Here is a 12592-nt window from a genome sequence, read left to right as displayed (position 1 = left end):
CGTTTCCAGAACATCTGCAGAAATCCATGGCCAACCCGCAACTCAAAGAATTCTTCACCAGCCTTCAGTCGAGCATCGTCGCCGAACTCGAAGCCTTCGACGGCAAGCCTTTCCTGACCGACACCTGGCAGCGCCCCGAAGGCGGCGGCGGGATTTCCCGGCTGATCGAGGAAGGTGATTTCTTCGAGCGCGGCGGGGTCAATTTCTCGCACGTCACCGGCCACGCGCTGCCCGCCTCCGCCACCGCCGTCCGCCCGCAACTGGCCGGCCGTGCCTGGGAGGCGATGGGCGTCTCGCTGGTGCTGCACCCGCGCAATCCCTACTGCCCGACGGCGCACATGAACGTGCGCTGCTTCGTCGCCAGCACGGCAGGCGAGGACGATGTCTGGTGGTTCGGCGGCGGCATGGACATGACACCTTATTACGGGCAGCGCGAGGACGTCACGCATTTCCACCGTACCTGCCGCGACGCGCTGGCGCCCTTCGGCGACGATGTCTACGCCAAGTACAAGCAGTGGTGCGACGAGTATTTCTTCCTCAAGCACCGCAACGAACCGCGCGGCGTCGGCGGCGTCTTCTTCGACGACCTCAACGAGGGCGGTTTCGAGCGCTGCTTCGCGCTGACCCAGGCGGTCGGCCAGGCCTTCACCAGCGCCTACCTGCCGGTGCTGGCGAAGCGCCGTGCCTCGCCCTACGGCGAACGCGAACGCGATTTCCAGGCCTACCGGCGCGGCCGCTACGTCGAGTTCAACCTGGTCTGGGACCGCGGCACCCTGTTCGGCCTGCAGTCGGGCGGCCGTACCGAGGCCATCCTGATGTCGCTGCCGCCGGTCGTCAAATGGCGCTACGACTGGCAGCCGGCGCCGGGCAGCCCGGAAGCTGAACTCTACGAGGTCTTCCTGAAGCCACAGGACTGGCTCTGAGCCGGCGGCGGCCGGCTCACTTCAGCGTGTTCGGGGCGACCGCCGCGCGATAGTGGCGGTTGGCGTCGTCGACGCGTTCGAGCTGGTCGTCGAGACGCGCCAGTTCGAGGTGGCCGGCCTGGGTGTCCTCGACCGCCAGCGACGCTTCCAGGAAACTCTGCGCCTTGCCCCACAACCGCTGGCGCGCGCACATCCGACCCAGCGCCAGGAGCAGCCCGGCGTGCGCCGGCCGTTGCCGCAGCCAGGCTTCGCCACGGGCGATACGCGATAGCTGGTCGCCGCCGGCAAGGCTGCCGTAGATCGCTGGCAGTTCGCTCTGCCAGGCCTCGTCGTCGTTGCCTTCCAGTTGTTCCTCGATCAGTTTCTGCGCATCGGCGTCGGCTCCCGCCGCGGCCAGGCCGCGCACCGCGGCGAGGACGACCTTGAGGCTGCGTTCCGCCTCCGGCAGCTTGCGCAGGTAGGCGACCAGCGCCGCGCGGTCGGAGCCACAGCGCGCGAGATTGGCCAGATGCGCCTTGCTCGACAGCGCATTGACCAGTTCCGGTGCCAGCGCGTCGCGCTTGGCCAGTTGGCGCAGCAGTTTGAGCACGCCGTCCCAGTCGCCGAGCCCCTGGCGTGCCCGCAATTCCAGACGCAGGGCGGCGATGTGCCGCCCCTGCTTGCCCTGCAGACGCTGCAGCGCGGCCAGCGCTTCGGCGAAACGGCGCTCCTCGTTGTACATCTCGGCTTCCAGCATCAGCGTCGCCGCTTCGTTGCGCGCGTCCTGCTGCTTGGCCTTTTCCAGCCATTCCTGCTGGCGCCCCGGTTCGCCCAGGCGCTGCGCGGCGCGGGCGGCGATCAGCGCCGCCAGGGCCGGCGCCCGGCCGGCGTCGTAGGCTTCGCCGGCGCGCTTCAGGGCCTGGCCGAAACGGCCTTCGAAGAGGTGGCGCACGGCGTCCTGGAACATCTGCCCGGACTTCTCGCGCAACTGGCGCCGGCGATAGGCGCTGACCTGCCCCGGCATGCCCAGGGTCAGCGACAGCGTGCGCAGGCCGGCGTAGGCGACGACAAAGGCGAGGAGCAGCGCCAGCACGAAGAAGTTGAGCGACACCTCGACCCGCCAGGGCGGCACGACCAGCAGCACGTAGCCGGCGTTGAGGCTGGCAACAAGCGCGACGATCACCGCCAGGGCGAACAACAGGAGCAGCCAGGCCAGCCCCTTCACTGTTTTTCCCCGCTGTCGCGCAAGGCTTCCAGCGCCTGCTGGCTGGCCCGCAGGTCGGGCAGTTCGAGGACGATGTCGGCGCCGGCAAGTTCCTTCAGTTGCGCCAGGGCTGCGGCGACCGCGCGGTCATCGCTGGCAAAGTAGCGACCCAGCCAGTCCTGTGCCGCCTTCAGATCGTTGCGAAAGCTCGCCTCGTCACGCGCGAACAGCGCGAGACGGGCGCTGAGCAGACGCAGCTTGAGGTTCTCGCGCAGGAAGAAGCCCTGTTCGGGCGCCAGCAGCGGCGCTTCGTCGCGGTCGAAGCGCTGGATGCGGATCAGGTTACGCACTTCCTGCCAGGCATCGGCCAGCGCCAGGCGCCACCAGGGCAAGGCCGGCGCTGCGTCGGTCACCACCGCGACCGGCGCATCCTCGTGCGGCCGGGCATGCGCGGCGAAGGGGAACTGGTCGATGCCGCGCAGCATCTCCTCGAGACGCAGGCTGATGCCGGCGAGATCGACGCGCGGCAGGCCGTCGAGGCGAGCGATGTCGGCCGCCAGCGCCTTGCGCAAGGGCAGCAGGCTGGCCTTGTCGAGACGGGCGAGCTGGGCATCGGCGGCGCGCAGGGCAAGCAGCGCGACCGGCACGTCGCCGGCCAGTTGCAGTTGCTGTGCGGCCAGCGTCACGTCGCGCTCGATTTCGAGCAGATCGGCGGCCTCGCGGCCGCTGGCGACATCCTGGAACAGCGCCTGCAGTGCCGCTTCCTGATCGCGGCTGGCTTCCTGGCGGGCTTCGAGGGTGGCGATGCGCTCGCCCAGGCCGGCCAGCATTTCCTTGTGCGCGGCACTGTCAAGATCGGCGAAACGGCGATTGACGTCGGCGCGCAGGCTGTCGATTTCGCGCCTGCTATCGACCACATGCCAGGCCAGCACACCACCGAGCAGCAGCGCCGGAACCAGCCACAGCGCCCCCTGAGCGCCGCGGCGGCGGGGCGCCACACGGGGCGCTTCCGGCTCGACGGCGGGAGTTGAAGATTGTTCTGCGTTCATGCGCACCAATTATAAGCAAGTAATCCGCGGATCAGGCCGCTGTCGGCGCCTGCGGTGAGCACCACGCGTTTCAGACCGTGGACGCGGGCAGCTTCGGCGATCCGGGCATGTGGCACGAAGAGCGGGGTTTGCTGCAAGTATGCCCGGCCCTCGGCCGGCAGACCGTCGACCAGGTAGCGCAGCGCCTCGCTGCTGGAAACGACGATGGCATCGAGACGACCGGCGCCCCAGGCGTCGACCAGGCTGGCGAAGCCGCCGGCCGGGCCGCTGCGCCGATAGCAGGTGACGGCATCGACGCTCGCTCCGCGCTGGCGCAAGGTGTCGGCGAGCAGTTCGCGGCCACCGTCGCCGCGCAGGATGGCGACCCGGCAGCCGGCGACGGCGGCCGGCGCCAGTTCGGGCAGGGCGAGCAGGCCTTCCGAGTCGAAGCGGTCGCGCGGCGCGATGCAACCGGCGATGCCGGCGTCCTCCAGCGCCCGCACGGTGCCCGGGCCGACCGCGGCCGGGGTCAGCGTTGCCGGCCAGTCGCCGGCGGCAAGCAGGGTCGGCAGCGCGTGACTCACGGCATTGGGGCTGACGAAGACGGCCAGCCGGTAGTCGGCGAGCTGCCGGGCGAGCGTCTCAAGCTGGCCGCGATCTTCGGCCGGGGCGATTTCCAGCAGCGGAAACAGCAGGGCGTCGCCGCCAGCGGCGGCGATCAGCTTGGCCAGCGGCGCCGCCTGGTCGCGCGGCCGGGTGACGACGATGCAACGACCGGCCAGCGCGCCGGAATCCATCGTCTTCAGTGGCAAGCCAGCCCGGCGAGGATGGCGTCCGCCCCCTGCGCCCGCAGCATCTCGGCCAGTTGCAGGCCGAGCGTCTCGTCGGCGTCGGGGGCGCCGCGCACTTCGGCGCTGACCATCTGCTGGCCATCGACGCTGGCGACGAAGCCGCGCAGCCAGAGCTGGCCGTTGTCGATGATCGCGTAACCGCCCAGCGGCACCTGGCAGGAACCGCCCAGGGCCCGCGACAGCGCGCGTTCGGCCTTGACGCAGTGAGCGGTATCCGGATCGTTCAGCGGCGCGACAACGGCAGCCATCGCGGCATCACCGGCCAGCAGTTCGATGCCGAGCGCGCCCTGGCCGGGCGCCGGCAGCGATTGTTCGGCGCTGAGCACCGCCTTGACCCGGTCGGCCAGGCCGAGACGGATCAGGCCGGCGGCAGCCAGGATGATCGCGTCGTACTCGCCGGCGTCGAGCTTCTTCAGGCGGGTGTCGAGGTTGCCGCGCAGGCTCTTGATCACCAGTTGCGGATAGCGGGCACGCAGGGTCGCCTCGCGGCGCAGGCTGGAGGTGCCGACGACGGCGCCGGCCGGCAGTTCGTCGAGGCCGGCGTACTTGTTGGAGACAAAGGCGTCGAGCGGATTTTCACGGGCCGAGATGGCAGCCAGCACGAAGCCTTCCGGCATCGTCATCGGCACGTCCTTCATCGAATGCACGGCGAGATGCGCCTCACCGGCCTGCATCGCCACTTCCAGTTCCTTGATGAACAGGCCCTTGCCGCCGATTTCGGCGAGCGGGCGGTCGAGGATCTGGTCGCCGCGCGTGGTCATGCCGAGAATGACAACTTCCGAGGCCGGATTTAAACTCGCCAGACGCCCCTGGACATGGATGGCCTGCCACATGGCGAGACGGGATTCACGGGTGGCGATGACAATTTTCTGAGGAGCAGACATGAGGCAATCCTGGAATGACGGGGTCAGGCTGATCGGGGCCCTGATTCTAGCATGCCTCCCCCTGGCCTCCCCGGCCGCCGAAGCGCTGCCGGCGGCCGCTGCGCTGGATGCCGAAGCCGCTGCCGCGGCCCGCGCCGGTGGCCCGCTGATCGTCATTTTCAGCCGCGCCGACTGCAGCTTCTGCCAGACCGTGAAGCGCGACTACCTGCAGCCACTGGCCGCCGACCCGCGTTACGGCAAGCGGGTCGTCATCCGCGAGTTGCGCCAGGACAGCGACGCCGCGCTACGTGATTTCGCCGGCCGACCGACCACCCACGCCGCCTTCGCCGCCGCCGAAAAGGTCAAGCTGGTGCCGGTGGTCGCTTTCTACGGACCGGGCGGACGCCGCCTGCACCCGCCGATCGTCGGCGCCCGGCTGCCGGATTTCTACCAGACTTACCTCGAGGACGCCGTCGAGCAGTCGACTCTCGCCCTGAAAAAACCATGAACGACATCGTCAAACCGACCACGCAACGTCCGGAACACCCGGATTTCTGGTGCAGCCGCTTCGGCACCGGCGCCATTCCCTGGGATGCCGGCGGCGTTCCCGCCGACTTCGCCGCCTTCGTCGCCGCCCGGGCGCCGCTCGAAACCCTGGTTCCGGGTTGCGGCAGCGGCTGGGAAGCGGCTTTCCTGGCCGGCGCCGGCTGGCCGGTGACGGCGCTCGACTTCTCGCCGGTGGCGGTGGACAAGGCGCGCGCCGTGCTCGGCACGGCAGCGGTCGACCTGGTCTGCGGCGACTTCTTCGCCTACCAGCCGCCACGGCCGCTCGAACTGATCTACGAGCGCGCCTTCCTCTGTGCCTTGCCGCGCAAGCTGTGGGACGACTGGGCGCGCCAGGTCGCCGCGCTGCTGCCGCCGGACGCCCTGCTTGCCGGCTATTTCTTCGTCTGCGACCAGTTGAAGGGTCCGCCCTTCGGCATCCGGCAAGAGCAGCTCAGCGCGCTGCTCGAAGCCGACTTCCTGTGCATCGAGGACCAGCCGGTCAGCGACTCGATCCCGGTCTTTGCCGGCCGCGAACGCTGGCAGGTCTGGCGCCGGCGTTAAGGCGCGCCAGCAGACAGGTAGCGCAGCAGCATTTCGGCCAGCCGCTCCGGCACCACCGGCTTCGCCAGGAAATCGTCCATGCCGGCGTCAAGACAGCGTTGCCGGTCCTCGGCGAAGGCATTGGCGGTCATCGCCAGAATCGGCAGCGTCGCGCAACCCGCCAGGCGGCGGATCGCCTGCGTTGCCTGCAGGCCGTCCAGGCGCGGCATCTGCATGTCCATCAGGATCAGGTCGTAAGCCCCCGCCTCAGCCATCGCCACAGCCTGCTCGCCGTCCTCGGCAGCATCGACGACGAGGCCGAAATCCTCCAGCTGGAGCACGGCGATCTCGCGGTTGACCGGCTCATCCTCGACCAGCAGCACGCGCCGCCCGGCGTAATCGCGGCGCAGCCGGGTTTCGGCCTCGTCGAGGCCGGGTGGTGGAGGCGCCACGTTGGCGCCGCGCGCCAGGCGGACCGTAAACCAGAAGGTGCTACCCTGCCCGGGCTGGCTGTTGACGCCGGCTTCGCCGCCCATCAGCCGGGCCAGCCGGCGGGTGATCGCCAGGCCCAGGCCGGTGCCGCCGTAATGCCGGGTGGTCGAGGCATCGGCCTGCTCAAAGGCGGAAAACAATCGTGGCAACACTTCCGCCGGTATGCCGATACCGCTGTCTTCGACCTCGAAACGCAGGCTGACTGCTGCTTCGTCCTCGCCTTCGACCAGAACCCGGATGACGATCCCGCCGCGCTCGGTGAATTTCAGCGCGTTGCTGACGTAGTTGAGCAAGGCCTGCTGCAGCCGGGTCGGGTCGCCGAGCAGGGGCTGCGCCAGCGTGGCCACCTCGCTGCGCAGTGACAAGCCGCGGTCCTGGGCGCGCTCGTGTACCATCGACAGAACATTGGCGACCAGCGCCGCCGGCTGCAGCGGCAGTGATTCGAGGACGAAATGACCGGCCTCGATCTTCGACAGGTCGAGCACCGCATTGATGATTTCCAGCAGATGCCCGCTCGCCGCTTCCAGCTTGTCCATCTGCCCGGCCTGCCGCTCGTCCAGCCCGCCCTTGCGGACCAGCCGGGCCATGCCGAGGATGGCGTTGATCGGCGTCCGGATTTCGTGGCTCATGTTGGCCAGGAAAGCGCTCTTGGCGACACTCGCCGTCTCCGCCGCCTGCTTGGCCTGTGCCAGCTGGCGGGTGCGCAGCTCGACCAGTTCCTCGAGATGCCCACGATGTGCCGCCAGCTCGGCTTCGATGCGCCGTCTTTCGGTGACATCGCGCAAGCTGCACTGGATCAGCGTGCGATCAGCCAGCCGGATCGCGCCAAGCATGACTTCGGCGACGAAGCTGCGACCGTTGTCGAGACGCCGGTGCGTCCACTCGAAACGCGGAAAGCCGCCCAGCCGGGTCTCGTCGATCAGGCGCTCAGCCAGGGCCTGTGACGCTTCGCCATCTTCCTGCAGGGTCGGCGACAGGCCGACCGGTGTGCGCCCCAGCAGGTCCTCGCGGCGACTGGCGCCAAACAAGACCAGTGCGCTCGGATTGCAATCGACGATACGCGGCCCGTCGAGAATCAGGACGCATTCGGCGGTCGATTCAAAGAGCTTGCGGTAACGCAGCTCGGACAACTGCAGGGCTTCGGTCCGCTCGGCCACCCGTTGTTCGAGGGCGGCGTTGGCCTCGCGCAAGGCCTGGTCGGCGCGCCGCCAGCGGCGACTGAAACGGAAGGCGAGAAGCATGCCGATCAGACAGGGCACCAGCACCATCAGCGCCACCGACTGGATGACGCGCTGCACCTGCGGTGCGATCGCCGCGCTCAGCGCCCGCTCGCTGCGCTCCAGACTGAGGTGCCAGCCGTGAGCCAGCGGCACGACGAAGCGCAACCAGGGTTCGCCGCTGCCATCGGTGAAACGTTCGACCCCGTCCTTGCCCGCCAGCGAGCGGTCCGGCGCCTGGCCCGCGCTGGCGCCGGCGCCGGAGTCGGCAACCTTGGCACCGGCAGCGTCAAACAGTGCGGCGTGCTCGAAGGGCGCGATGTGCTCGGCGACCAGCAGGTCGGCCAGGCGGCTCAGGTGAAGGACGCCGCCCAGGTGCAGGACGATGCGCCCCGTGGCGTCGCGCACCGGGACGTCGATTGCCACCGCCGGCACCCCGTCGGCACCGAGGAAGCCCCCTGACACCACGGCCTCGCCGCTGTGCGCCGCATCGCGGAAATAGCGCCGGTCGGCCAGGTTGTACTTGCGCAGCGCGCGCTGCACGCTGAAGGGATGCGAGATGTAGTGATCGCCCTCCGGCGTCAGCACGAAGAGGACAGAGAAATTACCCTGGCGGCGCAGGTTTTCGAGAATCTCGTGTTTTTCCGGATCGACGCTTTCGGGAATGCCGTTGATGCTGCGATCGATCTGCGCCAGCGCCGGCAGATCGCGGAAGGCACGCGTCTGCGCGGCGAGGCGCAGCAATTGCAGCGGCTGTTCGATCTCGGCGTCGAGCCTTGCCGCCAGCGCGGCAACGAAGGCTCGGTTGTCGTCGATCCAGCGCTGCACTGCCCAATCAAGCAAGGAGGCGCGCAGGAAGAAGAGGAGCAGGACCAGCGACAGCAGCGTCGGTAGCAGCACCAGGGCAACGATGTGGCGTCGCTCTTCCTTCATCCTGGTCGCGCCCCCTGCCAATGATTGCAAATTTGGTGATTATGCGCGCAAGCCCCGCCAAAGCAAGACCGGGAAATCCCGCCCCCGGGGGCTTGCCGCTACGGCCCCGCCGGATCGCTGACGAAACCTATCCTGACCAGGCCGTTGCGCGCTGCGACCGCCATCACCTGCGCCACTTTTTCGTAGGGCACCAGGCGGTCGGCGCGGATGTGCAGTTCCGGCGCTTGCGCCTGGGCGGCGGCGGCGGCGCAGCGCGCGGACAGTTCTTCGAGCGTCACCGGCTCGCCGTTCCAGAACATCTCGCCGCTCTCGCGCAGGCCGAATTCGATGTGCTCGGGCTTGGTCAGGTTCACCGCGCTCGCTGCCTTCGGCAGGTCGATCTTGACCGCGTGCGTGAGCAGCGGCGCGGTAACGATGAAGATGACCAGCAGCACCAGCATCACGTCCACCAGCGGGACCACGTTCATCTCGGCCTTCGGGCCGTCGGCCTGGCCGCGGTAGCGGCGAAAGTCGCCGGCCGCCATCAGCCGCCCCGGGCGCCGCCGGCGGCTTCGTGCTTCACCGTCAGCAACACGTAGAGGTCATGCGCGAAACCTTCGAGGCGCGCCAGCCACAGCCGGTTGCGCCGGCTGAAGGCGTTGTAGGCGAGGACCGCCGGAATCGCCACGGCGAGACCGAGGGCGGTCATGATCAGCGCCTCGCCGACCGGCCCGGCGACCTTGTCGAGCGTCCCCTGGCCGGACAGGCCGATCTGCACCAGCGCGTGGTAGATGCCCCAGACGGTGCCGAAGAGGCCGATGTAGGGGGCCGCCGAGCCGGCCGAGGCGAGCACGGTGAGGCCGTGTTCGGCGGCGGCGGCTTCCTGGTCGATGGTGTTGTTCAACGTCCGCGTCAGGTATTCGGCAAGACCACCGGCGGTCGCCAGCTTGTCGTCGCCGGCCGCCGCTTCCTCGGCCGCGTCGATCGCGTTCAGCGCCAGACGGGCGAAGGCGTTGTCGATCTTCTCGGCGCGCAGGCGTTCGCCGAGTCCGCTGCGCGAACCGCCCTGCCAGAAGCGGGCGAGGAAGGCCGTCGCCTGGCGCTGCGCCAGATAGTTGGCCAGCCACTTGGTGACGATCAGGTACCAGCTCGCCACCGACAGCAGCAGCAACAGGCCGAGCACGATGCGCCCGACGCCATCCGCCTGGGCAAGAAAATGGGCAAAGCCCAGGCCTTCGACAACCGCGGGTTCCATCGATCAGTTTCCTTCCAGCACGAAATTAAAGGGTTGCAGCGCCGTCGCCTCGACCGCCTGGCCGTTGCGCCGGGCCGGTGTGCAGCGCCAGCCGCGCACGGCGCCGAGCGCCGCCTCGTCGAGCCGCGGGTAGCCGCTGCTGCGCTCGATGTTCGCCGCAGCGACCTTGCCGCGCTCGTCGAGCGTCACCCGCAGCACCACCTTGCCGGTTTCCCCGAGACGGCGCGACTGCGCCGGGTAGGCCGGCGCCTGCCGTTCCGGACAGACCACCGACAGCTCGCCGCCCAAGGCCACCGGCCCCTGCGGCAAAGGCAGCGGCGGTGCCGGCGACGCCACCTCGACCGGCGGCGTCGGCAGCGGCGCTGGCACCACCGGTTCGGCAGGACTGAGCACCGGCGCTTCAGCCACCAACTGGCGCGGCGCCGGCTTTGGCAAGGGCTTCGGCTCGGGCGGTTTGGGGGCCGGCTTGGGCGCCAACTGCTGCGGCGCCGGCGGGGCGATGAAATTGACCATCAGCGTCACCGCTTCATCCGGCATCGGCAGCAGCCGCTGCGCCATCAATGCCCACAGCGCCAGACCGTGCACCGCCAGGACGAGGGCGATGCCCAGCCAACGGGCAGCCGCTGGCGAGGAAGGAGGAAGGGACGACGGGCGCAAGATGGGCGGCGGATGATGGCGAAGCTTCGGGATGATACGCAAGAAGTCGCAGGCTGGCATCCGCCGGCCGGCCGCCGACCGGCTTTCAGAAGTTCGCGTAAAGACCCGCGGTCACCGTGCGCCCGGGCGCCAGGTAACCGATGCCGTCGTAGACCTTGTCGCCGACGTTGACGACATTCAGGCGCGCGCTGAAAGTTTTGTCCAGCGGGTAGCTGGCGGTCAGGTCGAGCGTCGTATAGGCCTTGTAGAACTTGCTGTTGATGTCGTCGGCGTAGCGCTTGCCGACCCGGTTGACGGCGGCGGACAGGTTGGCGCCGCCGGGCCAGCGGTAATCAACGCGCAACTGTCCCTGGCGGCGGGGCACGCTGGTCAGCGACTTGCCTTCGAGATCGGTGTTGCTGGAATTCTCCTCGATCCGCGAGCGGTTGAAGGTGAAGCTGGCGCTCAGCGCCAGCGCCTCGCTCGGGCGGTAAGCGGCTTCCAGCTCGAGACCACGGGTGGTGACGGCACCGACGTTGATCTTGTCGACGTTGGTCGCGTCGCGACGGACCGAGTAGATGAAGTCCTTGGCGTCGTTGTAATAGAGCGTTGCCTTGACGTAGCCGCGCTGGCCAAAATAGTAGTCGGCACCAAGATCGTAGGCCTTGACGGTTTCCGGATCGAGATCGGGATTCGCCCAGTAGGTCGTCGTGCCGCGCCGGGTGTTGGCGTAGAGGTTGAACATGTCCGGCAGGTTGAAGGCACGGCCGGCGCTGGCGCGCAGGTTGAACGACTCGTTGACCTTGAACAGGGTCGCCAGCTTGGGCGAGAAATCACCGTCGGAACGCTTGCGGTAGCTCGTGCTGGGCTGACCGACGCCGCTGTCGACCTGGTTGCCGCCGGTGGTCCAGTGATCGTAGCGGCCGGCCAGGTTGAGCTTCCAGCGCGCCGTCAGCGCCATTTCGTCCTGAATGAAGACGCCGTAACGGCGCAGGTCGCCGCGCGTATCGCGCAGGCGGCTGCTGCCCGGATAGGAGAAATGGTTGTCGACGTCGCCGTCGAGGAAATCGAGGCCCAGCGTGACCCGGTGGATGCTGCCCAGCGAGAGGGAATGCTGGGCGTTGAATCCGACGCTGCGGTCCTCGTAACGCCCTTTCTCGGAGATCGTCGCGTAGGTCAAAGGATTCAGCGTGTCGGCCCACTGCTTGCCGAAGCGGCCGTAAAGCGCGACAGAGGTGTTCGAACTTTCCCCATCGCGCACGTAGCGCACGGTCGGCACGTATTGTTCGCGTTTCGACGGCTGGTAACCCGGCGCCCCCGGGTAGTAGAAGCCGGTGGCTTCGTCCTTGAGGTAGCTGAGCCCTGCTTCGACGAAGGACTGGGCGTCGATCTCGTGCAGCAACTTGACCCCGGCGTTGTCCTTGACGGTGCCGATCTTGTCGCGATTGGCCGCCGGGATGGTGGTGTCCGGGCGCCACATGTCGTAGCCGTCGCTGGCGAAATGGCTGGCCGAGAAGCGGATCGAGGTAGCACCGAAGCGCTGCGAATGCGAGGCCAGCAGGCGCTTGCTGCCCAGGCTGCCGTATTCGGCGCCGAAGCGCGTTTTCGTACCCGGTTCGGGCGCCCGCGACAGCACGTTGATGACGCCGCCCATCGCATTGGCGCCATAGAGCCCTGAGCTGGCGCCGCGCACCACTTCGACGCGCTCGACGTCCTGGGTGCTCAGTTGCGACCAGTCGACCTGGCCGTCGTAGAGCACATTCATCGGAATGCCGTCGAGCAGCACCAGGGTCCGGCTGTTGCCGGGCAGGCCGCGGGTATAGGTCTGGGCGATGCGGTTCGGCGACGAGGCGTCCATGCGCGCCGCGTAAACGCCCGGCACGCCCTGCAGCACCTGGTCGACAGTGGTGGCGCCGGAGGCTTCGATGCGCGCCCGGTCGATCACCGACACCGCCGCCGGCACCTCGCGGATCGACTGTTCGGTGCGGGTCGCGGTGACCACGACCTGAGCGAGGCCGCGCTCGTCTTCGGCCATGGCGGTAGTCGCGGCAAGGCAGCCGCAGGCCAGCAGCAGGCGCCGGGCTGGCTCGGTCATCTGGAACATGTTTTTCCCCCTGAGATTCCGCTGCGGCCGGCCCCCTGCCGT

General features: G+C 68.6%; 12 protein-coding genes. 3 read left to right on the top strand and 9 right to left on the bottom strand.

All coding sequences use genetic code 11. The annotated features are described in order from the left end of the window. Positions 1–26 precede the first annotated feature (26 nt). The gene (gene hemF, locus ACE3OV_RS09760; RefSeq protein ID WP_374326854.1) at positions 27–923 is read left to right on the top strand and encodes an oxygen-dependent coproporphyrinogen oxidase; all 897 of its coding nucleotides are present in this window, start codon (positions 27–29) and stop codon (positions 921–923) included. Positions 924–939: 16 nt separating this feature from the next. Here hemF and ACE3OV_RS09755 read toward each other — a convergent pair whose 3' ends face one another. From ACE3OV_RS09755 to hemC, 4 genes are read right to left on the bottom strand one after another with little or no spacing between them, the layout of a single operon-like run. Continuing rightward, complete coding sequence (locus ACE3OV_RS09755) at positions 940–2127, bottom strand: heme biosynthesis HemY N-terminal domain-containing protein (RefSeq protein ID WP_374326853.1); 1188 nt, start codon at positions 2125–2127, stop codon at positions 940–942. Beyond that, complete coding sequence (locus ACE3OV_RS09750) at positions 2124–3155, bottom strand: uroporphyrinogen-III C-methyltransferase (RefSeq protein WP_374326852.1); 1032 nt, start codon at positions 3153–3155, stop codon at positions 2124–2126. Before ACE3OV_RS09750 ends, ACE3OV_RS09755 begins: the two co-directional genes overlap by 4 nt. Beyond that, positions 3152–3946 (bottom strand): uroporphyrinogen-III synthase, encoded by a 795-nt coding sequence (locus ACE3OV_RS09745; RefSeq protein ID WP_374326850.1) that lies wholly within the window; start codon positions 3944–3946, stop codon positions 3152–3154. Before ACE3OV_RS09745 ends, ACE3OV_RS09750 begins: the two co-directional genes overlap by 4 nt. After that, positions 3937–4869, bottom strand: coding sequence for a hydroxymethylbilane synthase (gene hemC, locus ACE3OV_RS09740; protein WP_374326849.1), 933 nt, complete (start codon positions 4867–4869; stop codon positions 3937–3939). Before hemC ends, ACE3OV_RS09745 begins: the two co-directional genes overlap by 10 nt. On the opposite strand from hemC, the gene ACE3OV_RS09735 reads away from it, so the two are divergent. Both ACE3OV_RS09735 and ACE3OV_RS09730 read left to right on the top strand, forming a co-directional pair. After that, on the top strand, positions 4868–5356 hold the full coding sequence (locus tag ACE3OV_RS09735) for a thioredoxin family protein (protein WP_374326848.1): 489 nt from the start codon (positions 4868–4870) through the stop codon (positions 5354–5356). The two genes, hemC and ACE3OV_RS09735, sit on opposite strands and share 2 nt — an antisense overlap. Then, the gene (locus tag ACE3OV_RS09730; RefSeq protein WP_374326847.1) at positions 5353–5955 is read left to right on the top strand and encodes a methyltransferase domain-containing protein; all 603 of its coding nucleotides are present in this window, start codon (positions 5353–5355) and stop codon (positions 5953–5955) included. The genes ACE3OV_RS09735 and ACE3OV_RS09730 overlap by 4 nt, the downstream gene beginning before the upstream one ends. On the opposite strand, the gene ACE3OV_RS09725 is transcribed toward ACE3OV_RS09730, so the two are convergent. From ACE3OV_RS09725 to ACE3OV_RS09705, 5 genes are all read right to left on the bottom strand, one after another. Continuing rightward, entirely contained in the window at positions 5952–8576 is a 2625-nt protein-coding gene (locus ACE3OV_RS09725) for a response regulator (RefSeq protein ID WP_374326846.1), read from the bottom strand. The genes ACE3OV_RS09730 and ACE3OV_RS09725 overlap by 4 nt on opposite strands. 98 nt (positions 8577–8674) lie before the next feature. Beyond that, positions 8675–9100 carry an ExbD/TolR family protein gene (locus ACE3OV_RS09720; RefSeq protein WP_374326844.1) on the bottom strand — a complete coding sequence of 142 codons (426 nt, stop codon included), beginning with the start codon at positions 9098–9100 and terminating at the stop codon, positions 8675–8677. Continuing rightward, positions 9100–9810 (bottom strand): MotA/TolQ/ExbB proton channel family protein, encoded by a 711-nt coding sequence (locus ACE3OV_RS09715; protein WP_374326843.1) that lies wholly within the window; start codon positions 9808–9810, stop codon positions 9100–9102. Before ACE3OV_RS09715 ends, ACE3OV_RS09720 begins: the two co-directional genes overlap by 1 nt. Positions 9811–9813: 3 nt before the next feature. Next, entirely contained in the window at positions 9814–10467 is a 654-nt protein-coding gene (locus tag ACE3OV_RS09710; RefSeq protein WP_374326841.1) for an energy transducer TonB, read from the bottom strand. Between the two features lie 85 nt (positions 10468–10552). Next, entirely contained in the window at positions 10553–12550 is a 1998-nt protein-coding gene (locus tag ACE3OV_RS09705) for a TonB-dependent receptor (RefSeq protein WP_374326839.1), read from the bottom strand. Positions 12551–12592: the final 42 nt, after the last annotated feature.

The sequence above is a fragment of the Azonexus sp. genome, assembly GCF_041909095.1.
GTDB lineage: Bacteria > Pseudomonadota > Gammaproteobacteria > Burkholderiales > Rhodocyclaceae > Azonexus.
Note: the sequence above shows the minus strand (reverse complement) of the source record. Positions and strands in the feature narration are given on the sequence as shown.